This is a genomic window from candidate division KSB1 bacterium (assembly GCA_016214895.1).
Taxonomy (GTDB): domain Bacteria; phylum Electryoneota; class RPQS01; order RPQS01; family RPQS01; genus JACRMR01.
This window is the reverse complement of record JACRMR010000020.1, coordinates 278,300-303,935: the sequence shown is the minus strand read 5'-3', so window position 1 is coordinate 303,935 and position 25,636 is coordinate 278,300. Positions and strand designations below refer to the sequence as shown.

Annotated in this window: 14 protein-coding genes and 1 pseudogene; 12 read left to right on the top strand and 3 right to left on the bottom strand. The window is 60.7% G+C overall.

Annotated features, from left to right (window positions below):
* Positions 1-692: 692 nt before the first annotated feature.
* From sprA to HZB60_11085, 11 genes and pseudogenes are all read left to right on the top strand, one after another.
* Positions 693-7,181, top strand: a complete 6,489-nt coding sequence (gene sprA / locus HZB60_11135; GenBank protein MBI5060319.1) for a cell surface protein SprA — start codon at positions 693-695, stop codon at positions 7,179-7,181.
* Between the two features lie 5 nt (positions 7,182-7,186).
* On the top strand, positions 7,187-8,116 hold the full coding sequence (locus HZB60_11130; GenBank protein ID MBI5060318.1) for a hypothetical protein: 930 nt from the start codon (positions 7,187-7,189) through the stop codon (positions 8,114-8,116).
* On the top strand, positions 8,113-9,468 hold the full coding sequence (locus HZB60_11125) for a hypothetical protein (protein ID MBI5060317.1): 1,356 nt from the start codon (positions 8,113-8,115) through the stop codon (positions 9,466-9,468). Before HZB60_11130 ends, HZB60_11125 begins: the two co-directional genes overlap by 4 nt.
* A 128-nt stretch (positions 9,469-9,596) precedes the next feature.
* Positions 9,597-11,123, top strand: coding sequence for a hypothetical protein (locus HZB60_11120; GenBank protein ID MBI5060316.1), 1,527 nt, complete (start codon positions 9,597-9,599; stop codon positions 11,121-11,123).
* A 3-nt stretch (positions 11,124-11,126) separates the two neighbouring features.
* Positions 11,127-11,456 (top strand): nucleotidyltransferase domain-containing protein, encoded by a 330-nt coding sequence (locus tag HZB60_11115; protein ID MBI5060315.1) that lies wholly within the window; start codon positions 11,127-11,129, stop codon positions 11,454-11,456.
* Entirely contained in the window at positions 11,428-11,808 is a 381-nt protein-coding gene (locus HZB60_11110; GenBank protein ID MBI5060314.1) for a HEPN domain-containing protein, read from the top strand. Before HZB60_11115 ends, HZB60_11110 begins: the two co-directional genes overlap by 29 nt.
* A gap of 7 nt (positions 11,809-11,815) precedes the next feature.
* On the top strand, positions 11,816-12,799 hold the full coding sequence (locus tag HZB60_11105) for a hypothetical protein (GenBank protein MBI5060313.1): 984 nt from the start codon (positions 11,816-11,818) through the stop codon (positions 12,797-12,799).
* A gap of 29 nt (positions 12,800-12,828) precedes the next feature.
* Positions 12,829-13,734: a PorV/PorQ family protein gene (locus HZB60_11100; GenBank protein ID MBI5060312.1), complete on the top strand. Its 906-nt coding sequence runs from the start codon at positions 12,829-12,831 to the stop codon at positions 13,732-13,734.
* Positions 13,735-14,141: 407 nt separating this feature from the next.
* Positions 14,142-14,639 carry a DinB family protein gene (locus tag HZB60_11095; GenBank protein MBI5060311.1) on the top strand — a complete coding sequence of 166 codons (498 nt, stop codon included), beginning with the start codon at positions 14,142-14,144 and terminating at the stop codon, positions 14,637-14,639.
* A gap of 6 nt (positions 14,640-14,645) precedes the next feature.
* Positions 14,646-16,559, top strand: a pseudogene (gene nadE, locus HZB60_11090) (NAD(+) synthase).
* A gap of 183 nt (positions 16,560-16,742) precedes the next feature.
* On the top strand, positions 16,743-18,089 hold the full coding sequence (locus tag HZB60_11085; protein MBI5060310.1) for a vanadium-dependent haloperoxidase: 1,347 nt from the start codon (positions 16,743-16,745) through the stop codon (positions 18,087-18,089).
* Between the two features lie 145 nt (positions 18,090-18,234).
* Here the strand turns inward: HZB60_11085 and HZB60_11080 are convergent, their stop codons facing one another.
* Positions 18,235-20,634 carry a patatin-like phospholipase family protein gene (locus HZB60_11080; GenBank protein ID MBI5060309.1) on the bottom strand — a complete coding sequence of 800 codons (2,400 nt, stop codon included), beginning with the start codon at positions 20,632-20,634 and terminating at the stop codon, positions 18,235-18,237.
* A 42-nt stretch (positions 20,635-20,676) separates the two neighbouring features.
* Here HZB60_11080 and HZB60_11075 point away from each other — a divergent pair, with 42 nt between their 5' ends.
* Positions 20,677-22,068 carry a glycosyltransferase gene (locus tag HZB60_11075; protein ID MBI5060308.1) on the top strand — a complete coding sequence of 464 codons (1,392 nt, stop codon included), beginning with the start codon at positions 20,677-20,679 and terminating at the stop codon, positions 22,066-22,068.
* 300 nt (positions 22,069-22,368) lie between these two features.
* On the opposite strand, the gene HZB60_11070 is transcribed toward HZB60_11075, so the two are convergent.
* Together HZB60_11070 and HZB60_11065 are read right to left on the bottom strand one after the other, a co-directional pair.
* A complete protein-coding gene (locus tag HZB60_11070; protein ID MBI5060307.1) occupies positions 22,369-24,909 on the bottom strand; it encodes a T9SS type A sorting domain-containing protein in 2,541 nt (846 codons plus the stop codon).
* A 125-nt stretch (positions 24,910-25,034) separates the two neighbouring features.
* Positions 25,035-25,598 carry a peroxidase-related enzyme gene (locus HZB60_11065; GenBank protein ID MBI5060306.1) on the bottom strand — a complete coding sequence of 188 codons (564 nt, stop codon included), beginning with the start codon at positions 25,596-25,598 and terminating at the stop codon, positions 25,035-25,037.
* Between the last annotated feature and the right edge of the window lie 38 nt (positions 25,599-25,636).

Genomic DNA, 25,636 nt, shown 5'->3' with positions numbered 1-25,636 from the left:
TTAAGACCAGCGGTTTCCCTCGCCATTGAGGACCACGGACGGCGCAGCGGCAGCCTCATCGTAGGCCGATGTTGTGCGGGCCGGGGCGAAACTGATTGTGGGAAGCTGGTAGCTCATCGAAAGCCGTGGCGATTGGTGAGAGTGAAACCGGTGCGATTCCGACGTATGTGAAGTGTCAAGATACGAAACGGCGGGCAGGTTGTCAAGGGCGGGGAAGCGCCCCCCCTGATCCCCCCGGGGTCCCTGCAGCGTGTGGGGGAGTGCTGACGCTCCGATTCCGGCCGGGCGGGGACGCCCGGCTCGGCGGGGAAGAGCGGGGCACGTCAAGTCTCAAGAGACGTGCCGCCGCAGGGAAGGCGTGCCGCCGCAGGGAACACTTGCCGCCGCAGGGAGTGGGGGGAGGGCCGACCCTCGGGGTGGTCGGGATTTTGCCTTGCTATTGTGAACGGAAATTGCTAAACTGAGAAAAGCTTAGATCTTGGTGTGGAAAACCGGGCAAATATTGCGGAGGGCGTGGACCATATCTGACGGTTAGTCCGTTTGTCGCGGCGGAGCCGGGAATCGCGGAGATTCCTGCCCGCCAACGTGAAGCCCATTCATCAGGTTGAAGAGAACTTCACCAGCGTCCACGCGATTTCGGGAGTTCCGTTATTTCCATGCCCTTAGGCTTGACCGGTCTTAGTCTTCGATTCATGTATTTCTGGGTCCTTGTCGGACTGGCGGCGATGTGCTTGCCGGCTCAGGCGGGGATTGGTTTGCAGCGTTCCCTGCTGGGGCGCAGCAGCAATGTGCTGCTGGCGCGACCCGTGCGGGGAATTTCGTTTTTTGGCGAGCGGCCGATCTTCGACGTGGCGAGCGACCAGATCAAATCGACGGTCGTGATCGACAGCTCTTATTCGATCGTTACGTTCAGCCTCAAGTCGGGATCAGTGGCGCTGGTGCAGCCGACGGTCCTGACCTACGACGAGTACAAGCAGGCGAGAATCGCGGCCGATCTGCGGAAGCAGCGCAAGGACGAGACCGTGCGGGCCTACAAGAAGGCCTCCCAGCGCCGGACCGGCGAGGGGATCGCGATCGACGTGCCATTCAAGATGAAGTCGAAAGTGTTCCGCCGACTCTTCGGCGGGGACAACGTCGGCGTGCGCGTGCAGGGGCAGATTACGATCAACGGCAATATCCGGCGGCAGAAGTTCGATGAGTTGCAGGCGGCCAATCAGCGCAACACGAATACGAGCTTCCACATCGACATGATCCAGCAGTTCAACATCACCGGCAAGATCGGTCAGAAGGTTGAGGTGCGGGTGGATCAGGATTCGGAGCGATTGTTCGATTTTCAGAACTCGCTCAAGCTGACCTATACCGGTGAAGAAGACGAGATCGTGCAGAAGGTCGAGGCCGGAAATGTCGCGCTGAATCTGGGAACGCGGTTGGCGACGTTTTCAGGGCGCAATACGGGGTTGTTCGGACTCAAGACCGAGTTGAAAATGGGCGCGCTGAAAATGACGGGTATCGCGTCACTGGAGCGCGGGCAGAAGAACCGGCTGTCGCCGCGGGATATTCAGCAGAATGTGCGGCCATTCGACGAGCGTGACTTCCTGAAGAATACCTACTTCTTCATCACGGGCACACAGGGCCAGACGCGGAACGAGCTGGGCGAAGTGACGCATGAGTGGCTGAGCTTCCGCGACAACTACACACGGTACCTCGGGCGGGAACATCGGGCGCTTGCGCAGCCGGAATTTGAACTGTCCGAAATCGAAGTCTATGTGCAGCGGGTAGGGAATATCCAGGAGCAGGTGATTCAGGGGCGCGCGTCGATCATCGAAGAAATGGATTCGCTGGATCTGCCGGAAGATCAGTGGCTGGTTCTGAAGAGCAGAGAACCCCAGAACCACATGCAGGGACAGTGGCTTCGGCTCACGCCCAACACGCAGTATGATGTGCAGCTCCAGCTCGGCTACATTCGGCTAAAGACCCCGGTGCAGGATGGGCAGGCGATCGCCGTCGCGTTCCGGCAGCGCGGAACCGGACCGACGGACACAGTGAGGACGGTATTCGGTACGATGCGGGCCAGCATCGACAGCACACTAAAACTAATCCTGATCAAGCCCGAGGGCCTGTTTCCGACGAGTCTCACCTGGCCGCTGATGTGGCGGCATGTGTACAATCTGGGTGCGAGTAACATCGACCGCTCGACATTTAAGCTGAAGATCGCGCGGCGTTCGGCTTCGTCGGGGCAAGAAGAGACGGCCGTGCCCGGGACGAGCACGAGCTACCTGAGTTACTTCCAGTTCGACACGCAGGGTGCCAACGGCGGCCCGGCCGACGGCGCGGTGGACGATATTCGCGCCCTGATCGACTGGAACTACGGCGAGTTGCATTTTATTACGCTGCAACCGTTTGATACGGTGAGCGATTGGGAAGAAAACGACCAGCCGCTGAATTGGAGTCTGGCCAATTTGGAAGTGGCAAATGAGGACTCGGGGGGCTTCGCGGCGCCCTACTTGTACACGGAGCTGCCCAACACGAATCAGTCAAGGGGAAGCAACTGGCAACTTTCACCGGAGTACAAAGGCTCGACGTCGGTGTTCCAGCTGGGCGCGCTGGTCTTGGAGAATTCCGAAGAGGTCGTGCTGAACGGTCAGCAGCTCAAGCGCGGATCGGATTACACGATTGATTATACATCCGGCGAGCTGAAGATACTGAACGAGGCCGCGAAGGTACAAGGCGCGGACTTGCAGATCACGTTTGAATCGGGGCAGTTCTTCCAGTTGGACAAGAAGACGCTGCTCGGCGCGCGCGCGGAATATGAACTCTGGCCGGACAGCTATGTCGGCGGGATGGTGCTCAAGTTAGACGAGAAGACGTTGGACAAGCGCGTGCGAATCGGCAGCGAACCGCTGCGGAACACGCTCTACGACTTGAATACGAGCTTGAAGTTCAAACCGAAGTTTCTGACGCACGCGGTCGATGCGCTGCCGTTCGTGCGGACGGACGCCGCGTCGGAGTTCCAGATCGACGCCGAAGTCGCGCAGGTGTTCCCCAACCCGAACGCGCTGGAGAATCCGCGGACGGGCGACTACAACGGATTGGCGTTCCTCGACGATTTTGAAGGCTCACGACGATCGGCGCCGCTGGGATTGCAGCGGAAGCAGTGGACGATATCCTCGATTCCGAGCGACTCGTTGATCGATCACAACCGGGCGCGGCTGCGCTGGTGGAATCCGAACACGGACAATCAGGTTCCGGTGCAGGAGGTGTTCCCGGACCGGCAGGTGAATTCGAACGTGGCGAACACGCTGCAATCGCTGCTGATGGAGATTACGCCCGACGAGGCGATCAGCGACGCGGAGAAACAGCGACAGTGGGCGGGCGTGATGCGGTATCTCGGCGAAGGCTACTCCGATCAGTCGCGGGCGCAGTATCTGGAATTCTGGGTGCGGTTGCCGCGCGGGGAAGAGCAGCCGGATGCGCGACTGGTGTGCGACCTCGGCGTGGTTTCGGAAGACGCCTTGCCGAACGACAGCATGGACACCGAGGACCAGCCGCTCGAGGGACAGAGCGCGGTGAGTCCGCAGCGCGAGTACGGCAACGGAATCTGCTCCGATAACGAGCAGACCGGCATCGATGGGAAGTTCGGGGCGGATCCGCAGGATTCCGCCTATTGGAACGGATTGGATAACCCGCCGATTCCGTCGTGGGACGACTGGGCGCACGAGTCGAACAGCGATGAATTCGGTCAGGTCAACGGCACGGAGAATAACAAGGGCGATGAGAGCGGAACGTATCCCGATACCGAGGACCTGAACAACAACGACAATCTGGATCAGGCGAACAGCTACTTCTCGTATCAATTGACGTTGTCCGAATCCGATCCGCATATTGTGGGCGGGAATTTCGACAACAAGTGGCGGCTATTCCGGATTCCGCTGAACGAGCCGCTCAATCAGGTCGGCGGGCCGGACCTGACGAACATTCGCTGGGCGCGGGTTTACCTGACCGGCTGCACACGCAAGACCGAAATCGAGATGGTGCAGATGGACATCGTCTCGAACGAGTGGTTGCCGCCGAGCGGACGGTTGGACTCCACGGAACAGCGGGTCTCGGCGGCGGTGATCAACACGCACGAGAATCCGGGCTACATCAGCCCGCCCGGGGTGTCGGGCGCGGAGGATCCGATCACGAAGCTCGTCCAGCGCGAGCAGTCGTTGGTGTTGAAGATCAATCGACTGGGCGATCGCGGTTCCAACCAGACGGACTCGCTGGGCGGCCGCGAATTCTTCATCGCCAAGAACTTGGGACAGGACCTGAACCTGCTCGAATATAAGCGGTTGAAGATGTTCGTGCACGGCGGCGGGATCAATACCTCGGCGTTCGATCCGCGGCGCTATCAGCTGGCGTTGCGACTCGGTTTGAACTTCAACCAGATTGAGCGCGATTACTACGAGATCGTGCTGAATGTGAAGCCGGACTGGGATCCGGAGAACAACATCGACGTGGCGATGAACGAACTGTCGCGGCTGGTGGCGCTGCGGCAGGTCGCGGCCTTCGACACGCTGCAAAATGTGACGGTCAGCGGCCGCTATGCCTATCACGACAGCACGATGGGGGTCGGCGACAGCGTCGTGATTCAGGGCAATCCGACCCTGTCGCGGGTACGATTCATCGCGCTGGGGGTGCGGCTCCGGGACAAAAGCGATTTTGCCGAGGCGGACGAGATCTGGGTGGATGAGCTGAGAGTCTCGGATATTTTCAAGGAGTCCGGGACGGCGGCGGACGTGAGCGCGTCGCTGCGGCTGGCGGACTTCGTGTCGCTGCAGGGATCGTTCAGTCAACGAGACGCGGACTTCCATAACGTGAACACGCGCATCGGGACGCAGGAAGGGTCCGTGACGTGGCGCGGGAACGCGACCGTCAATTTGCAGAAGCTGGGGGTGGAACGGTGGGGCTTCCAGTTGCCGCTGACGGTGGGTTACAACGAGGCCGTGTCCACGCCGCGCTATATTCCGGGAACGGATACGCGGATCGAGGCCGCGCAGGTGCCGGACAGCGTGAAGACCAATTCAACCACGACGAGCGCGACCGCGCGATTCTCGAAGACGGGGAACTCGAAGAATCCGCTGGTGCGGTGGTCGATTGAGAAACTCTCGGTCGGCTATGACTACTCGCTCGACAAGCGGTCGGATTTCAATACCGAAATCAACCGGCAGACGCGCGAGAACGCGACGGCGGGGTATAATTTTCCGACGGCGAAGGGACGCGGGGTGGCGCCGTTGTTCTGGATCAAGCGCGTGCCGATTCTGGCGCTGGTGGGAAGTCCGAAGATCTACTGGAAGCCCACGAAACTGCAGGTGACCGCCGCGGCGACGAAGTCGGACGGGTTCCAGCAGTCGCGGCCGACGTACAGAACGATCGCCGATTCCGTGTACATTTACCGGCAGACGCTGGCGCCGAAACAATTCACGACCAGCCGCGGCATCACGACGGGATTCGCCTTCTTCGATCCGATCACGGTTGATTATTCGCGAACGGTGCGCGGCGCTTTCGAGTATGTCGTGGACTCGGTGGATACGGTCAATCGCCGGCTGAAGGGCGGGTGGCCGGACCTCTTCAATTACAATTTCGGGCGAGCTTCGGATATTCAACAGCAGGTGACGACCGGCTATCGACCGCAATTCTTTGGCTGGCTGAAACCGACGTTTACCTACACCGCTCAGTACACCTGGAACAACCGTGACTTCTCACGGGAGAATCAGCAGGGGGTCGGCAATTCGCGGACGGTCGGCGGAGACCTGCAGCTCGATTTCCGCGCGATTTTGGGGGGCGGGGGCGGCGGACGAAGCGGCGGGCGCAACGAACGCGGCGGGCGAAATGGTGGTCGAGGTCGGGAAGGCGAAGGAGAACAACGAAACGAGCGGGGCGGACCGCCATTGCCCGGTCAAGAGCGGGGCCGAGGTGCGCGGCCCGACGGTGATCAGCCGGGCCCCGGGGAGATTGAAGACCGGGTGCCGAAAGGTCCCGGTGAAAGCGGCGAACATGGTCCGAACCGGCACCGTCGCGAAGAGCAGGAGCGCGAGGTCGCGCCGGGCGGAGCGGACAGTCTGGGGCAGGTCGTGGATTCGCTGGCGATGAGGCCCGACTCGCTGGGACCGCCGACGCCGCGCCGGGAACCGGGACCGTCGCTGGGCAAGCGGCTCGCGACCGTCGTCACGCCGCTGCGCTGGGCGATCATGGTGCTCGATCCGGTGACGCTCAGTTACGATAATAGTGCGCGGCACTCGCAGGCCGGCATTCACGGCGCGGAGGCCGATCTACTGTATCAGATCGGGCTCTCGCAGAAGACCGGACTCGATACGGTGGGCGGGTTCACGACTCCCGAGTCGCGACAGTTGGATCAGACGTACCAGGCGCGAACGGGAATCCGGATTACGAGCGGGATTCGCACACAGTTCAACTACTCAAAGCGGGTCGCCGAGACGATTGGCAATACAAAGACGGGGTCCACCGAGGAGAAGAAGTTCTGGCTGAACAGCAAGCAGGCGCGCAGCGCGTTCCCGTTCCCCGAAGTCACGCTGGATTGGCAGGGACTGGAGAAGATTTCGTTTATCGACCGGTTCGCGGAATCGGTGTCGTTGACCTCGGCCCTGGCGAATTCCGTGCGGGAGAACTGGAGCGGGACGGCGTCGAACGTGCAGTCGCGGGATTATCAGCGGCAGTGGGCGCCGCTGGCGGGTGCCACGTTCACGTTCAAGGGCGGGTTCGACTCGCAGGTCCGGTACAACAAGACGCAGAAATTTACCGATAACGTCTATCAGCGATCCAAAGGACGCGAGACGACCTCGCAGGTCAACGGCCAAGTCGGCTATACCGTGCGGACGGGATTCCGGATTCCGGTGCTCTGGTTAAAGTCGATGAAGCTGCAAAATCAAACCACGGTGTCGTTAACGCTGGACTATCAGACTTCGAAGGTTGAGCAGACGCAGAGTTCGACCTCCGACAAGTTCGCCGTGACGTCGCAGACGAGCCAGTACTCGATACAACCGAATCTGACGTACACGTTTTCGAGCACGGTGCAGGGACGCGCGTATCTGACCTTGCAGCAGACGAAGAACGTGGTCGCGGATACGAAGACGCGCACCTTTGAGTTCGGCATTCAGGTCAATATCGCGATTCGGGGGTAAGTCACATGCGAGCCGCGGCCATCGACATCGGAAGCAACACGACCCTGGCGCTGCTGGCGGAAGCCGACGGTGGGGAGTTGCGCACCGTGCGGGATACAATTACGCTGAATCAGCTGGGCGCCGCGGTGGATCAGGCGGGCGAGTTTCCGCGGGATATTATCGCGTTGAATGTCGATTTGCTGAACGAGATTTTGCGCGATTTCCGGCGCGACGGAGCGGAGGCGTTCGCGATCTGCGGAACGGCGGCGCTGCGCCGAGCACGCAACGCCGCGGAATTCAATTCGGCCGTGCAACAGATTCTGGGGCTCCACGTCGAGGTGCTGAGCGGACGGGATGAGGCGGCGCTGACGTTTGCGGGAGCGATCTCGGGGCGGGAGATCTTTCCCAATGAACGGATCGGCGTGATCGATCTCGGAGGGGGCTCGACGGAAGTGATTCTGGGGCGCGGCACCGTGCCGGTGGAAAGCACAAGTATTGACTTCGGCGCGGTCAGTCTCAGCGGCAGCTTCGTACGGAGCGACCCGGCAAGTCCGGGCGAGCTCGCCGAATTGCGGCAGACGCTGCACTTGCGCTTGCCGCTGCTCGTGGGCAATCTGCGCGGACGGGAGTTGCCGTGGACACTGGTGGGGGGGACCGCGGTGACGCTGGCAATGCTCAAACGCGGGTTGCGGGTCTATGATCCGCTGGCGGTGAGTGGCATTTTCTTGAGCGGAACGGACATGGATGCGTTGATTACCGGATTTGGCGGGAAGAGTGCCGCTGAGTTGCAGAGTTTGCCGGGAATGCCGCCCGGACGCGGCAAATACATCTTAGCCGGAGCGATCTTATTGCGCGAATTGTTCACGATTCTCCAGATTGAAGAGGGCATGGTCAGCGAGCGCGGGCTGCGACACGGTCTGTGGCTGGCCAAATTCAGTGAACAGGGGGTCAGATGAAAGCGCTACAGCCGGTTCGACATTGTTTGGAACGGGAGAATCCGATTCCGGCCGGGTGGCGAAGAGTTAGCCCGGCTCGGCGACGCCGAGCGCTGGGGTTGCTGCTGCTCGCGGGAATCGTGCTGTTTGGAGTGGTCGGTTGCCCGAAGACCGACGAAGGGGATTGCTGGGTGAAGTACCCGGCGGTTGTGTTGTCTGACCCGCCGCAGGCGATGCTCGCGAATGTGGATTCGCTGTACGTGTTTCGCGCGCGGGTGTATGAGGACCGCGAGCATTTCGATTCGCTGGTGTGTGAGGTGTGGCGCGAGACAGAACCGCCGACCAGCGCGGGAAGTTTCGCGCTGTATGACGACGGTGATCAACGCCAGCTGGGCGGCCCCTTGTTCGCGTCGGCGACCTCGGGGGATGTGGTCCCGAACAACGGATTGTACACACGCGGAATCGATGCGGCGGTGTTGGCACAAAGCGGAATGGGAGCGTACAGTTTTGTGTTCCGCAATCCGGGATTGGATGCCTGCCAGTTCCAGGATGTTGAGCTGGCGATTTCGGTCGAAGCGGTGGACGCGTGCGTGATCCACGCGGTAACGCAGGACCTGGACATGCCCTCGTGTTTCGACGACTATGAAGCTCGGCTCACCGTACAGCCGGATGCGCCGGATGTGGTGGACTCGGCTTGGTACCAGATTCTCGCGGACGGAGTTGTGGTCGCCGAATCGGAACTGGCGCAAGGGAACGGAGACACGACGTGGAGCGCGATGATTGGGCCGAGCTTCGTGCGCTGTCTGCCGACGCGCAATGACTATTCGTTCAAGTACGTTGCCAAGACGCGCTTCGGGCTATACTGCGAACAGGGCGACGCGGGACTGATGATCGAAAATGCGCTGCCGGTGCTGTCGAATTCGACGCTGCCGGACGTCATCGAACGGCCGACCGAGATCGGCGATACGGATACGGTGGTCGTGACGCTGGACCTGCAGGACTGTGAACTGAACGGCGCGACGGATTTCTACGGCCTGCACTTCGATGTGCGGCGCGAAGATCAAGCGACGTGGCCGCCGTCACCGACGAGTTTCTATTTGCGGGACGACGGCAATCTGCCGGATGCAGTGGCGGGTAACGGAATGTACACAGTGGGACTGACGTTCAATCGCAACGACGATTTCCCGAATTCGATGTACTACTTCCGGTTTTATGCGATCGAGGGCTTTTTGGCGGGGTGCGCGCCGTTTGATACCACGGAGTATTTTATGGACTCGGTGCGCGTGATTCAGCCGGGGGCTGTGTTGATGCCGCCGACGGTCGGCGCGGTCGAATTTGGAGTGGTGCAGGAGATGATTTCGGAGGGACGATGAGAGAAATAGAAAATAGAAAATTGAAAATTGAAATACCGAGTTGTCCCCCGGGCTCCGGTTCGATGCAATCCGACCCTACGGTGGAGGGGGGTGAACGGAAGGGTCGCGCACGGCTGTGCGGCGCTACGATGCTATTACTACTTGCGGCGGGGGCGGCAATGGCGCAATTTCAGCCCAGGAATTTTGCGATCGAAGGGCGACGGACGCTCGATGACGCGTCGCCGGCGGAGCGGTTGCTCTCCAATGTGATCATCGATATTCTGCCCCTGGGTGATTTCGGTGATCTATGGCTCGGCACCGGAAATGGAGTCACGCACTCGTTCCTGACTTTGGAGATTCCAGAAGAGCCGCTCGGACGGCAATTCCGCTCGTACTCTGTGGAGCAGGGACTGGGCAAGGGCGGCGTGTCCGGATTGCTCGTGACCGATTCGATTATCTTTGCGTCGTTTGCGTTTGATACGAGCGTGGGCATCAGCGGCGCCGGTGGCGGGATCGCCTACACCCGTGACGGCGGCACGAACTGGACGTGGTTGCCGCAGCCGCGAGATCAATTATTCGACGTCGAAGACAACGGGCGCGATGCGGTGCTGGGGTATTGGCCGACGGCGACGAACGTCGATAACATCACGTACGATATCGCAATGAGCGACAGCTTCGTGTGGATCGTTTCCAAGGGCGGCGGTCTGCGCAGACACGCGTTCGCGGAGAGTTACACGGACTATAACGATACGACCGGCTGGCAGGTTGTGAGCCCGGACACCTTCGAGTTTCATCCGGGCGAGCGGCTCAACCATCGTGCGTTCAGCTGCATTTACGCCGAGGGCGCGCTGTGGGTGGGGACCGCGGCCGGCGTAAACAAGTCAACGGACAACGGCGGAACGTGGACGAATTTCTCGGCGGGTTCGACCGGCATCTCGGGCAACTTCATCACCGCACTGGCGTATCAGGAAGCCACGCACACGGTCTGGGCGGCGTCGTGGCGCGCGGAAGGGAACTCGGAGTTTTACGCGGTTTCCAAGACCACCGACGGCGGAGCGACCTGGACGGCCGCACTGACTGAGGACCAAATCGAACGCGCGATCGGACGGCCGGAAACCCCGCGTGTACACAGCTTCGCGTTCGACACCACGGTTGTCTATGCGTGCGATGATCTGGGCTTGTGGAAGTCGGTGGATGGCGGAGCGAACTGGGATCTGTTCGGCGCGATCGTCGAACAGGCCACGGGACGGATGTTCTTTGAGGCGGAGATCTATGGTGCGCTGAAGTCGTCCGGAACGCTGTGGGTGGGCGGACTGGACGGATTGGCGAGCAGTGGCGACGAAGGCGCGCATTGGACGCTCTACCAAACCGCGAAGCCGCTTAGCGAGGCGGGACGAGCGGTGGACACCTATGCCTATCCGAATCCGTGGTCGCCGCAACGCTTCGGTCCGATCAAGTTCCGCTACACCACTACAGGCGGAAACGTAAAGATTACGATCTATGACTTCGCCATGAGCAAGGTGGTAGAGCTGCCGACTGTGACAAGGCCGGGCGGCGAACAGTACGAAGTGTGGGATGGCACCAAGAGCGGAGAGATCGTGGCGAACGGGACTTACTTCTACAAGATCGACAAGCCGGGCGGCGCGGTGTGGGGCAAGCTGATTGTACTGGACTGAGCGATGATCACGCGCGAAGCCATCGAAGAGACCTGTCGGGAAATCGTGGAACGGTATCACCCGGAGAAGGTGATCCTGTTCGGATCGTACGCGGATGGGACGCCGCGCGAAGGATCGGATGTGGACTTGCTGGTGGTGATGCCGTTTGAGGGTAGCGAGATCCAGAAGACAATAGAAATGCGTCTGCACTTGAGGCCCAAGTTTCCGCTGGATCTCATGGTCCGGACACCAGCGCGAATTCGTGATCGGCTGGCGATAGACGATCCATTCGTCGCCGAAATCATGCGCCGAGGACGAACTCTGTATGAAGCAAGTCGCACGCGAGTGGATTGAGCAAGCGGATCGCGACCTCTCGATGGCAATTCGCGAGTCGAGAGTCCGCAGAGCGCCGAATCTGCGGCAAGCCTGCTTTCTCTGCCACGAATCGGCAGAGAAGTTCCTGAAGGCCTGCCTGATAGAGGCCGGAATTGCGTTCCCGCGCACGCACGACTTAACGCTGTTACTCGATCTCCTGATTCCGCACAATCCGATGGCGGAATCCTGGCGCGAGCAACTGCTGGTCCTGAGCGCGTTTTCGGTGAACGTGAGATACCCCGAAGGACGCGTGCTGCCGTCCGATATTCGAATAGCTATTCGCGCGGCGAAATTCGTCCGCCATCAAGTTCGCGCCTATCTCGAGACCTGAGGTGAAGATGAGAGTCCGTTTCAAGATTGCCATGATGTCCGTGACAGTGCTCGCGATCTTCGCCTCCAGCGCCTTCGCCGGAACGAACGGGGGACTCGCCGGGGCGTTCGGGCGCGTCGGCGCCGGCGCGCGGGCGAAGGCGATGGGCAATGCGTACACCGGTCTGGCCGAAGGCATTTCGGCGCTCTATTTCAATCCGGGCGCGCTGCCGTTTCAAGATCGACCGCAATTCGGTATCAGCGCCTCAAAAATGGCGCTCGATCGCAGCGTGCAGTATCTCGCGCTGGCCGCACCGGTACGTCCGAAAGCCGGACCGGACAAGAAAGTGGTCAACGCGGGGATCGGCGTCGGCTGGCTGCATGCGGGCGTGGGCGATATCGACTCGCGCTCGTTCGACGGGGAGCCGCTCGAAATGATCGACATGTCGTCCAATCTGTTCCTGTTCTCGTTCGGCGTGCAATTCCACGAGAAACTCGGCGGCGGAGTCACGGCGAAAGTGGTTTATGAGACGTACGGCAAGATTTCGGACAATAACCGGTCGGTCAACGGCGACGGCTTCGGCGTCGATGCGGGGTTGTTCGGCAAGCCGATGGATCATCTGACGCTCGGTTTGCAGCTCAAGGATATCGGTACCAAAACGACCTGGAATACGACGGATTACTGGAGTCAAGGATCGAGCAAACCGGACAAGTGGCCGGTGCAGTATCGAGTCGGCGCCGCCTATGACTATGAGTTTCTGACCGGAGCGGTCGATCTCGAAGGCAGCACGGAAAACGAGACCAGACTGCACGCCGGAGTGGAAGCGCGGACGGAGATTTCCGAGCGCGAAAGCGTGGCGGCGCGCCTCGGACTCGATCATGACAGCTTCAATCTGGGATTGGGCCTGGAGTTCGCGATTTGGAAGGTACGGTCGATGATCGATGTCGTGTACACTCTGGAGACGGTCGCACCGGACGACGCGCAGACGCTGGGCTGGGGCGTGAAGTTCTGAGGAATAACTCGAAACGTGAAACTTGAAACGTGAAACAAGCCATTCATAGAATCCGGTTCCTGATCGGATTGGTCGAACTCATCAGCGCATCGGCCGTGCTCGCCGGAACGGGGTTGTCGTTTCTCGAAGTACCGGTGGGGGCGCGGGAGAGTGCATTGGGCGGAGTGGGCGCGGCGATGGTAACCGGGCCAACCTCAGCGGTGTACAATCCGGCGGCGGTGGCGTTCTCGCCGCGGGCGGGCGTGGCGCTCATGCACACGCAGCATTTCGGCGACACCAAGGCGGAGTTTATCGGGTTCACGCTCCTCCCAGGCAAGCTCGCGATCTCGCCGCACTTCTGGGGAACCCGCGTGCCGGACATCGAATATCGCACGAGTCCGACCCGCCAGGCGATCTCGACTTTCGATGCGACCGCGGAGGCCGTCGGGTCCGCGTTTGGTTTGAAACTCAGCGAGCGAGTCGCCGCGGGCGCGACCCTGCATTACCTGCATCAAAAGACTCGGGCGGAGGGCGCGGACGGCTGGGCCGTTGACGCGGGAGTCATCGGAAAGCCGGCGGTGAACGGACTTACGCTCGGTGCAGCCGTCAATCACTTGGGTAAGATGAGCGCTTTCGTCGAGGAGCGGCCGAAGCTGCCGACAACGTTGCGAGCCGGAGCAGCTTACGAGAAAGCAATCGGTAAAGCCGGAACCGTGATGCTAATTGCCGAGGGGCAAGGGGTGCGCGATAATACTCCGCTCTATCGCGCGGGCGCGGAATGGCGCGCGCCGGACTACATCGCGTTGCGGGCGGGCTACGTGGCAGGACTCGATACGCAGGATTTCTCCGTTGGGTTCGGCATTCATGTCCGACAGTTTCGCGTGGACTATGCGTTCATTCCGTATCGCGAGAATCTCGGTGACGGTCACCGGTTCTCATTTGCATTTGATCTGTAGGCGTGGATGCGATGAATCATGTACACGGATGAGCAAGTGAGAACGCGGCGATCTTTTTTTCTGGCATGATTTTATTCCTTGCGTTTGCTCGGGTTGATTCGTATTTTGGGGGCACCTTGTCCGCCGCGTAGACAAGGCTTCGGTTCCAGTAACCGAGAGGAGGTGGTCCAATGAATTTATGGCCACGGAGGTCTGACGCTTAGCGGCGTCAGACGCCCTTAGCCAGGAGGCCCGGTAGGCTACATGCCTGTCCGGGCCTTTTGTTTTGGGGGGAGGAAGATGAAGGATGAGGGATGAAGGACGAGGAATGAAGCCGAACTCCCCGTTGTCCACGGGTGGACGGGGGAATCGGCGCGGGTTGAGCCGAAAGGTTTTGCGGATTTTCGAGAATTTTGCTACATTGAAGAGTGGAACGAGATGAATTCATCATGGCGACGGAAATCGCTTTTGAACGACTAATGACCCCTACTAAGGGGCTGCGAGCCGAGGTCATGGAAGAGCCGATGACCCCCGGCAAGTGGTCGTTCAAGGGCATGGCGGCGCACCTGACGTTCTGGAACGGTTTGGTTCTGAAACGGCTGGACGCCTTGCACCACGGCCGGGAATTCGAATGGTATGGGGAGACGGAATTCGACCGCCTGAACGCAGAGGCTTCCGGGCGAGCCGACGGAATGCCTCTGAAACGAGCGATGACCGAACTGCGAATCACGCACAGCGCGCTGATGGAGACCGCCCGGCGGGTCAATATGGGTAAGCTCACGACGGACGGTCAGATTCCCGACTGGTTGGTCGAAACCGTGACCGGCCACTACGATCACCATCGACCGCAAGTGGAGGCGTGGGTGGCGCGGTTGGTGACGGAAGGGCGCGGACCGCTGGCGCCGTTGCCCGTGAGCGGGGAATAGGTGGGGCGGATCATTAAGCTCGGCCTGGCCTCGCTGAATCCGACGGTTGGCGCGTTTCGCTCGAACACGGACAAGCTGATCGCGATGTTACGGCAGATGGCCGAAGCGGACTGTACACTGGCATGTTTTGCGGAGCAGGTCATCGGAGGGTATCCCTGCGAAGACCTCGTGCTGTGGGACGGCTATGTGCGCGGGCAGTGGCAACAGCTCCAACGGATCACGGCCGCGACTCGCGAACTTGGATACACGGGAGTCGTGACACTTGGGCTGGCGGTCAAGCACGAGGATAAGATCTACAATACGGCAGCGGTGATTCAGAGTGGCGAGATCGTGGGAATTGTGCCGAAGGAGCTGTTGCCAACGTACGACGTGTTCTACGAAGGACGAACCTTCAGCGCGGGGCGGGCGGGACTGAGTGGAGAGATCGACGGCGTGCCCTTCGGTGATTTCACCTTCAAGTTTCCGTTCGGCGTGCTGGCCGTCGAGACCTGCGAGGATTTGTGGACACCGGACGGACCCCTGAAGCGCCGCGCACTGTCCGGTGCTGAAATCGTCGTCAACGGTTCAGCGTCGCCGTGGCGAATGGGGGTCGTGGAAACGCGACGCGCGATGATTGCGGAGCGGGCGCGGGAAAACGCGGTGACGCTGGTCTATGTGAATCAGTACGGCGGGAATGATTCGCTGGTCTGCGACGGCGGCGGCTATGTAAATCAGAACGGAACCCTGCTGCTGGACGCGCCGCGCTGGAAAGCCGGATTCGCAACGTGCGTCGTGGATCTGGAGCGGACGACAGCCAGTCGCACCGGGAATTCCGCGTGGCAAGCAAAGCAAACGCGCTTTCTCCGGGATCAGATTCCGGTTTCCATGATCGAGTCCAAGGCGGTGACGGCCGGGAGTTCGCGTCCGGGGGTGGCAGCGAATGCGGAAATTCGAAGCGTGCCGCTGTCCGCATTCGACGAGCTACTCGCGGCAATGCAGACCGGGCTGACGGGGTACTTTGAGAAGAGCGGGGCGTTTGCGCGAATCGGGATTGCGCTGTCGGGCGGGCGGGATTCGGTGCTATCCCTGATCGTGGCCTGGCTGTATGCGCAGGAGCGATTTGGCGCGCTGGCGGAGGCAGAGCGTCGGCGGGCCATTGCAGATTTCATCTACTGCTGCTCGATGCCGACGCGGTTTAACTCGGAGACGACGAAGCACATTGCGCGCTTGATCTGTGAAGAATTGGGCGTCGGATTCATGGAACTGTCGATCGAGGATGCGTTTGCGCGCGAGATCGAAGCGGCGGAGCGGATGCTGCCCGCAGGACAGACGCTGGACAGGCTGACCACGCAGAATATTCAGGCGCGGATTCGCGGCATGCGGATGTGGAACTGGTCGAACAGCGCGCGTGGATTATGGCTGCAATCGGGAAATATGTCCGAGAAGGCGGTGGGCTACACAACGATCGGCGGCGACCTGATGGGCGGCTATGCGCTGTTAGGCAATATGCCGAAGACTGTCGTGAACGGGCTGTTGGCGCATTTGGCCGCGCGGTACGGTTGGGAGAGCCTCAAGCGGTTACTCGCGACTCCGGCGTCGGCGGAGCTGGCGGACGATCAGGAGGATGAGCGCGACCTGATGCCCTTCGCCGTGCTGGACGAGTGCTTCAACCTGTTTGCCGGAGAGAAGCTCATGCCGGATGAAATGCATGAGCGATTGCGCGCGAAGTTCAGCGATGAACAGTTGCGCAAACTGCATCCGGCCTACCAGCCGGGGATGCTGCGGCAGTGGGTGGAGCGGTTCCTGAGTCTGTTCATGCGATCGATCTACAAATGGGTGCAGGCCCCGCAGAGCGTGCATCTGTTTCCGCTGGATCTGGATCGCGAGCGGGCATTGCAGTTGCCGGTCGTTCAGTCCGGGGAATGGCTTGAGCCGGATTAGCGTCCGGTAGTGGATGACGCGGCAGCGGCGGATGACTCCGGCGGGCTGAATAGCATCCGCAACGCGCGAGAGGAGAGTTCAGGCAGGACGAGTTCAGTTTGCAGGAGACTGCGCTCGCCAAGTATATTATAGGCTCAGTCACATGTAAGCGGGATCCCAAGCTCTTTGTAGGAGGAGAGTCCAATGGAAAATCGCAAATGGTTCGTGCCGGTGCTGATCGTGCTGGCGGTTGTGATGTTCGGTTGCTCGAAAGATGACGACGATGATACGCCGCCGCCGGTGACATCGCCCGCGACAAGCACCTTTGCGCCCGATGTGGCGACGGAATGGATGGACATGAGTTATCGCGCGGTGAAAGGTTCCGGATATTCGCCGCCGGTGGCCTCGCGAATTTATGGTTTCGTCGGTGTGACGCTCTACGAGGCGCTGGTGCCGGGAATGCCGAACCATGTTTCGCTGGCGGGACAGCTCGACGAGCTTACAAGTCTGCCGCAGCCTGCCGCTAACACGATCTATGACTGGCCCACTGTAGCAAATCATGCCGTCGCGGACATCATGACGAGCTTCTTCACCATCGCGCCGGACTCCGTGCGCACGTTGATCGCGTCGCTGCGCGATTCCTGGAGTGCAACACGTCAGGCAGCGGTGACCGCCGAAGTCTATGATCGCTCGATGTTGTTGGGACAGCAGATGGCACAGGGGATCGTGTCCTGGGCCGCGACGGACGGGTATCTGCTCTACAACAACTGTGCATTTACGCCGCCGGTCGGTGAGGGGCTGTGGGTGCCGACGCCGCCGGGCAATGCCGCGCCGTTGCAGCCGTGTTGGGGCCAGATCCGCACGTTTTTATTGGAACGAGACGGCGGCAGCCTCGAATGCGATCCGGAAACGCCGCCGGCATATTCAACCGATCCGGCGTCGGCCTACTACATCGAGGCCATGGAGGTCTATAACGTCTCGCAGAATCTGACCGACGATCAGCGTGCGATTGCGGCCTTCTGGGCGGACGGTCCGTCGGCCACGGGAACACCGCCGGGACATTGGGTCGCCATTACCGGACAGTTGCTGGCGCAGGAAGACCTGAACTTGCAGGACGCCGCCGAGGCCTATGCGCGCTGCTGCATTGCCGTGCACGATGCCTTCATCTCGTGCTGGAAGGCAAAATTCCAAATGAACGGAATGCGGCCGATCACGTTTATCCAGACGAATATTGCCGCGGGCTGGACGCCGATGATCACGACGCCGAATTTTCCGACGTGTACGTCCGGACATTCGACTTCGTCGGGGGCGGCCTCAGCGGCGCTGGCCGGCTTCTTCGGCACGATTGCCTTCACCGACCATACGCACGACTCGCGCGGATTGCCGTCACGGTCCTATGCGTCGCTCGATGAGGCATCGGATGAGGCGGCGGTATCGCGACTCTACGGTGGCATCCACTACGCGTCAGATAACAGTATTGGCCTGACGGAAGGACGCTGTCTCGGAAACTTGATCAACACGCGGCTGCATTTCCGCGCGCCGGTGCTCTAACACAGGTGGTTCCAACGTGAAAAGGGGCACGAGATGTTCTCTCGTGCCCCTGCTCGCTCTGGCGAATGCTCGAGGGTCCGGGGACTTCCGGCGGCGGGAACTCGCCGATTCCGGCCGCGCGCGGACGCTCGACTCGGTGGAAAGGTCAGAAGTCGTGGCCCAGTTCGAGATAGATGCGAGTCTGGCCCGTTCCGGACTCCGATTTCAACAACTCGCCGACCGTGAGTTTCAGCGGGCCGAGCATCGTGGCGAGGCCGAAACAGGCGCCGACGCCGTGCTGATAGGCCGCGGATTCGGGCAATGTGGACGATTCCGCCGAAACCGCGCCCACCGTGTAGAGCGCGGAAAGGTAGGCGTCGGCCAACCAGCGCGAGAGCAAATCGTAGCGCAGTTCCGTCAGCGCCGCGAGCTTGGTAGTTCCCATGCGCTCGCCGTAATGGAGTCCGAGCAACTGCTCCGGTCCCCCGATGCCGTACTGCGCCCAACGCGGGAGAATCCGGTCATTCCAGCCGTAGTCGAGGCGTTCACGGATAACCGTGCGCTTCGCCAGCGGCACGTGTAAATCGGCGAAACCGAGCACGCGGTTGTAGGAACGCCGGTTGGCGCCGGTTTCGACAACATATTCATAACGCGCGCGGGTTTCGAGGCCGCGACTGGGGTACTGATAGCGGTCTTTCGTATCAATATGAATCCGTCCCCCAACGGCGGCCAGCCGGGCCGTTGGTTCGTCGGGGACTCCCGCTCCGCGAATGCTCTCGTAGCGGGCCGCATAGGTCAGCTCACCCCAGCGATGGAAGCTGCGGCCGACGGCGAGATCGGCTTCGCTGCGCTCAAAGAAATAGAAGGCCTCAGGGTCATGGCGGGAATTGTAGAAATTGTTTTCTTCGCGTCGCCAACCCAGCTTGAACTCGGTGGTCAAGCGGCTCGCCAGTACGGCGTCAAACGGTGAGCGCAGCGGAACGCGGTCGAACGCCAACGATGAATAGAGTTGCTCGTCGCGTTCACCGTACTTGCCAAAGACACGGAGCCGCGCACCGACATTCAGCACATTATCATTGAGAAACTCAACAAACCCGCGACCGCGGCGTTCGCTGGAAAAGGCGACGCCGAATCGCAGTTGCGGCGAGGCCGGCTCGGTGACGCGCACGGTCAAGTGAACGCCGCTGTCGGTGACCGCGGTGGCCAGCGACACGGACTCGAAGAGTTCGCTGCCGTAAAGTTGAGCGACACCGCGACGGGCGCGGCGCAATGTGAATGTTTCACCGGCCCGCAGCGGGAATTCCCGAGTGACCATCCACGGCCGAATGCGGCGATTGCCGCGAACCTGAATCGTGCCGATGCGGCCTTCGTCCCAGACGGAAACCACGGCGCTGTCGCGCAGGCTCAGGCGTTGGACCCGCGCGAGGGTGAAGCCGTCATCAATCAGCATGCGACGAACGAGGCTGAGTTTGTGCAGCGCACCGCCGCCCGCCGGAACCGCTTGCAGACTGGAATCGCGGATCGCTGTCAGCCCGGCAAACTGATGACCGTAACGCCGGGACAGGCTGTCGGGAATGTGAGCGGCGAACGCGCGGGCGAGGCTGCGCGTCGCAAAGGTCACCGCATCGCGCGCCGGACGGTCGGCGTTGCGCAACCGCTGCGTCAACTCCGGCAGCGTTCTGAGAGCAGCGGCGTAACCGCTGTCGATGACCGCGGCCAGCCCGCTGAAATCCGTTGACGCCTGATTCCCCAGCGCGGGAGTGATCACGTAATCCGCTTGCTGCACTTCCTTGGCATTGCGATCGATTTGCATCATCGTGGTGACGCGATCGAGCAATTGCCAGGGCCAATGGATGTCGGCCGTGGCATCGAGTCCGCTGGTCGCATCCACGGCGAGCGCGAGGGTGGCGCCCGCGAGTCGGGCGGTGCCGATCGGAATGTTCTCCGCGACGCCGCCATCCACCAGCAGCAACGAGTCGAGGCGATACGGATTAAACAGCAGCGGAATCGAAACCGTCGCGCGCAACGCCTCCGCGAGATCGCCGGAGCGAAAGACGACCGCATCACCGCTGTTCAGATCCGTGGCCACGGCGCGGAATGGAATCTTGAGATCGTCGAAAGAACTCCAGGCATGGTACGGGGCGCGCTGGGTCAGGTCAAACAGCATATCATACAGCTTCTGACCGCTGGCGAGGGCAAAGGGGACTTCCGGTTTCCAGCCGCGGAAGCCGACGGCAAGGATGTGGCGGGAATTCGTTTCCTTCTGACTGAGAAACAGATTGCGGCGCACGGGACGATCGAGAAACAGACCGGACCAGTCCGCGGTGAGCGCGATTTGTTCGATCTCACCAGCCGAGTAACCGGCGGCGTACAGACCGCCGACGACCGCGCCCATGGAAGAGCCGACGATCAAGTCGGGTTGCAACCCGGCGGCTTCGAGCGCTTTGAGGACTCCGATATGAGCAAAGCCGCGCGCACCGCCGCCGGAGAGCACAAGCGCGAAGGTCTCGGCCTGAGCGCGAGTAACCAGTGTCAATACGAACCAGAAAACTAACGAACGAATCACGGAATGAGAGTGAGTTGCTGGACGATGGCAGGCGGCGCGCCTGTGCTAATCGTAGATGAGCCGACCGGACTGGACGTGAAGGCTCTACAGAGTGATGTGCACCCGCTCAAGGCGGAGGCCGGAAACTTCGCACAGTGCGTCAATGCCGCCGCCGCCGCGGCGCCGCCGGGGTTACTGGTGACGCTGCCACCGGATCTTGTAGAATTGAGTGCCGGATGGCGCGCGGCGCTCGTGCGGGCTGCCGAAGCGAATCCCCGCGCCGCTTTCCTCTACGGCGACTACGCGCTGCAAGCCGGGAGCGTGCGCGAGGCGGTGCGCGTGCGACATGATATCGGTGACATCACCGAGCGCGAAGATTGGGGTCCGGTGTGGGCGGTGCGAACGGAATGGCTGCGGCAAATTGGCGGGCTGGATGAGTCGAATCATCGCGCGGCCTTCTACGATTTGCTGCTCAAGAGTTGGGGTGACGGCCGGCGCGTGCATGTCGGCGCCGAACTCGCCGTGGTCGCCGCACCCGAACCGAACCCGGACGCGAGCACCCTGAAAGACAAACTGTTCTTTCCCGGCCGGGGCAAGCTCGGCGGGTTCTCCTACCTCTTCATGGACAAAGAGGAGGAGCGGCAGATCGAGCAGGTGTTCTACAACTTCCTGAAACGTGAGCACGCCTGGCTGGAGGGGCCGCGGACGGGAATCCCGGCGGCGGCGACGGCTTCCGGCCCGCTCGTGTCAGTGGTGACGCCGGTGTACAATCGCGCAACATTCATCGGGAAGGCCATCGAGTCCGTACAACGGCAGACGATCAACGACTGGGAATACCTTATTGTCGATAACGGTTCGACGGATGCGACGCGGGATGTCGTGCGGGAATATGCCGCGAAGGACCGGCGAATCCGGCTGATCGAGAATGATCAGAATGTCATCGCGCTGTCCCTGAATCTGGGCGTGCGGGCCGCGCAGGGCCGGTTTGTCGCGCAATTGGACAGCGACGACGAGTATCTGCCGCACACGCTGAAGCTGATGACCGGGGCTCTGCTCGCGAATCCGACGTGGGGGCTGGCGATCAGCTACTACGAACTGACGGATGAAGCGGGCAACTCACTGCCCGAGTTCGGCGTCATCCGTCACGAGCAATACAACCGCAACAACATCCTGCGGCGCGACGGCGCGGGCGCGCTGCGCTGCTGGCATCGCTCAGTGATTCTCGAATTCGGCGGCTTCGATGAAAAAGAGCTGGGACACTACGGCGAAGATTATGATCTGGTGCTCAAGTGCGGCGAGAAGTACGAAGTCGGCCGCGTGCATGAAGTCTGCTACCGCTATCGCCGGCACGGAGACAATACGGATGTCTTGCGCGCGCCGGAAATGAAGATCTCGAATAAGACGAAGGCGAGGCTGAATGCGATCGAACGGCGAAAATTGAAAATTGAAAATTGAAGTGCCGATCAAGCCGCCGAGCCGGGCGTCCGCGCCCGGCCGGAATCGGAGAGTCTGTTCTCCCCCCACATCCCGTGGGAGGCCGGGGGGGTGCGCGTCTTCGCGCATCGGGAACTCCTCGCCGAGCAGGGACTGTGTCCCTGCCGGAATCCCACCCCGGTCGTCAATCGGACCAGATTCCGCCGCGCAGCAGCCGCGTCAATTCCTGCACACCGCGGGCCGTATCTCCCGTAGGGGCGGGTCCGCGACCCGCCCTTGCGTAACCGTAGCGCCGCGCAGCCGTGCGCGATCTTCCTCTACCTATCGCACCAGGACCGCCCTTTGGATTGCCGCCTGGGTGCCTGCTTGAAGTCGGATGGTGTAGATGCCCGACGGCCGTGAATCGAATGACAGGGATGTGCGATGTGTTCCCGCCGACTGCCAGCCCAAGTTAAGGGATTGCACGCGTCGCCCCAGCAGGTCATAGATGACGAGGTTTGCATTCTGGCTCTGCGATAGGCCGTACAGGACCTGCGCCTCGCCGTTGAACGGGTTGGGATAAACAAGCAGATTCAGATCGCTCAGGATTGCAGGATAGGGTCGTTCCGACACAGCGTCGGACGGCGGAAACGCATAACCCGCAATGAACGCATCTCCAAGCCCCGCATTGACTGGTTGAAACGCGTTGGGGGATATCGGGAAGTCCGTCGAGCCAGTCGCCCCGGTCAACCAAACCGTGTCCGCATTCACATAATACACCGATCCCGATTGGGAAAGACGGTCATCGAAATCACCACCGAAATAGGTGCAATATTCGATCAGGGTCAGGTCCAGATTGAGCTTGCACAAGAACAAGTCGGCCAGATTGATCCCCCCGGTGGCGTTCAGCACCGTGTCCTCCGCGCCCGGTGAGACCGGAAAGTCGGCGTTGGACGTCCACCCCGCAACCGAAAAGTAGTCGCGGGCCGCGCAGGCTCCAAACACCATGTCTGACGAGTTACGAACGGCCCCGGACAAGTAAGTCGAACGGAACTCTCCGGTTGATGGCGTCAAGATAGTTACAAACCCGTTGAATTCATCCGGATGAAAAGAAGTATCCGCGGCATCCGCGGAAACCGGGAAGTCAGCGGACATAGTTACTCCGACGACCCCGATGTGATCACTGTCTACGATCGCCACCGCATTGACCCAATCCAGACCCGCGCCGCCCAACAGTGTGCTGTACTCGAACTCGCCGTCCGCGATGTTCCAGCTTGTCACAAAGCCGTCCGTCCCAACGGCATCGGACCTGAGTGCGGTGGGCGTCGTGGGAAATCCCGTGCTCTCGCTGGAACCAGCCAACCAGACCGTCCCAGCCGTTACCGGAAGGACGCACCATGCGAGATCAACCCCAGCCGCGCCGAAGAAGCTCAGATAGTCCATTGTCAATGCGAGCAAATTGAATTTCCCCAAGATCACATCGTATTCTCCGCCGAACGGGGTCGGAAACTGGGCGTTCGGCGTAACTGGCAGATCCGGCGACAACACGGAGTTCCCCGCCAACCACAAGATGTAATTGAGGGAGTCGACCGCAGCGGCAGTGAGTTCATCGGACCCTGAACCACCAAGAAATGAGCTGTACTCCAGTGCGCTGCCATCTGCGCTAAGCCGGTAGAAGAATCCCTCAAGATAGACATCGTCAAATGTCGTGTCAAACGCGTTCACCGTCAACGGCCAGTCCCACGCCGATGTGGCTCCTCCACCCCAGACTCGGCTCGCCTGGTCGACCACCAGGAAGAGCTGAAACGCTTCAGCTTCTCCGCTAGGTTGCGTGACGTGGGCGCCCACATATGTGGAATACGCCAGCGTGGACAGATCGCTCGAGAACCGACTCGTGTAGATCGTTGGGCGACCCGGAAACGGGTTAAAGTCCTCGTAGGCGCCTGGTGTCGTCGGCAAGCCAGCGGATTCAGATTCACCGCTCGCGAAGACCGATCCATCCCGCCCGACCGTGGTCGCAAGGCCCCAGTCCGGCCCGATTCCCCCGAAGTAGCTTCCGTAGATCAGCGGATCAATCACCAGTTCCTTGCTCGCGTCGATGGAAGAAGTTATGACTCCGTAGCGATGCTCGTTCATCACGGCGAACTGCACACCCACATCGCGCTGCTGACGGCCATCAATCTGATAGGCCCACGGCTTCTGCTCTTTCAGATCACCCAGCGAGGTTGCGAGTTCGAGATTGCCTGAGCCGTCAACTTGCAGCGGTGCATCAAGACCTTCATACTCAATCTGAATTTGCGAGACATCCGCACCGGGATGAACGTGGTAGTTCGTCTTGATCCCCGGGCCGGTCGCGGACACGGCCCCTACGGCCACGAACTCCACATCGATGCCCTGCCAGACATTCTCCGCAATCACGCGCTGATAGTGCCCAACCCGGCTCCGCCACCTGCAGGAGTCTCTGCCCAGAAAGTAGTTAGAGTAGCTGGGCAACTTGTCAACCCCCCTTAGTCCCCCCACAGAGTGGGGGGAGACCGGATTGACGAAGTTCAGCTTCAGGACATGCCCACGGACTGATACTGGCTCGGGCTCCTCCTCCCCCCTTAATCCCCCCATAGGATATGGGGGGAGACCCGACGCGGCGTTGGCCGTTCGGTCATACTGCCGGATGTCGATAGTCAAGCCCTGCTCGGTGACAAAGTACGTCGTGCCTCCTGCATTCAGCTTGAAGGCAAACGGCTCGTCCCACTGCCCCTCGTTGGCCACGAAGAAGACACTCTGCCCTTGGCGGCACATGTCTCCATGTGCCCCATCTCTGGCGCTGGCAGCGCCCGCGACCCCCAACATCAGGATGAACAACGCCTTGTACATTTTAAGCCACATCAACTGACTTGTTGGTCAAATACGCGTATATTATGAGCTTCTAAACAGGTCAAGATCAATGCAGTCCGCATCATCTATGATCGATCATCGTTCATCTATCCCGCCACTCCGCCGTTGAGGTGTGATCACTTGCGTCCGGTTTCCAATTCCGCCCCGAGACCATTCGCGATGCGATTCACATAGTTGTAGTAGCTGATGATTTGGGCGGCATGAAGGATCTCGATATCGCCAAGTCCGACGCGACGGAGTTCTTCGATGTCGTCCTTACCGACGGAGTTGGGGAGGAGTGTCAACTTGCGAGCATAGTAGATCAGGCGATTCAGCCGGCGCGAGGATGTGGCCGGAGCTTCACTGAGCGTGAGCGACAGAATCAGCGACTCGCTGCCCCCCGCCGCACGCAGATGATCCGCGTGATGCCGGGCGCAATAGTCGCAGCTATTCGCAATCGACACCGCCAGCGCGATCGCTTCACGCTCCTGCACGGGCAACCCGTGCTCGCGGTGCATCGTGGCCCAGTAGAGATCACGGTGCGCTCGAAGCAGCTCGGGATCAAGGCTTTGCAGCTGGTAGATACCCGCCACGCGACCACGAACGCGACGAATCTCGGTGTAGAGCGCAGCCAGCGGACCAGCCGCGTCCTCTGGTGAAATAATGGGGATATAGGGCATAACCAAGCAAACGAGTTTCAAGACATTACAGATATAATGCTTTTCGACCAGTTAGTCAA

What these genes read in the sequence shown, in the direction of transcription:
- sprA (MBI5060319.1), top strand. Translation starts at nt 693, where the DNA reads ATGTATTTCTGGGTCCTTGTCGGACTGGCGGCGATGTGCTTGCCGGCT.
- HZB60_11130 (MBI5060318.1), top strand. Translation starts at nt 7,187, where the DNA reads ATGCGAGCCGCGGCCATCGACATCGGAAGCAACACGACCCTGGCGCTG.
- HZB60_11125 (MBI5060317.1), top strand. Translation starts at nt 8,113, where the DNA reads ATGAAAGCGCTACAGCCGGTTCGACATTGTTTGGAACGGGAGAATCCG.
- HZB60_11120 (MBI5060316.1), top strand. Translation starts at nt 9,597, where the DNA reads ATGCTATTACTACTTGCGGCGGGGGCGGCAATGGCGCAATTTCAGCCC.
- HZB60_11115 (MBI5060315.1), top strand. Translation starts at nt 11,127, where the DNA reads ATGATCACGCGCGAAGCCATCGAAGAGACCTGTCGGGAAATCGTGGAA.
- HZB60_11110 (MBI5060314.1), top strand. Translation starts at nt 11,428, where the DNA reads ATGAAGCAAGTCGCACGCGAGTGGATTGAGCAAGCGGATCGCGACCTC.
- HZB60_11105 (MBI5060313.1), top strand. Translation starts at nt 11,816, where the DNA reads ATGAGAGTCCGTTTCAAGATTGCCATGATGTCCGTGACAGTGCTCGCG.
- HZB60_11085 (MBI5060310.1), top strand. Translation starts at nt 16,743, where the DNA reads ATGGAAAATCGCAAATGGTTCGTGCCGGTGCTGATCGTGCTGGCGGTT.
- HZB60_11070 (MBI5060307.1), bottom strand. Translation starts at nt 24,909, where the DNA reads ATGTGGCTTAAAATGTACAAGGCGTTGTTCATCCTGATGTTGGGGGTC.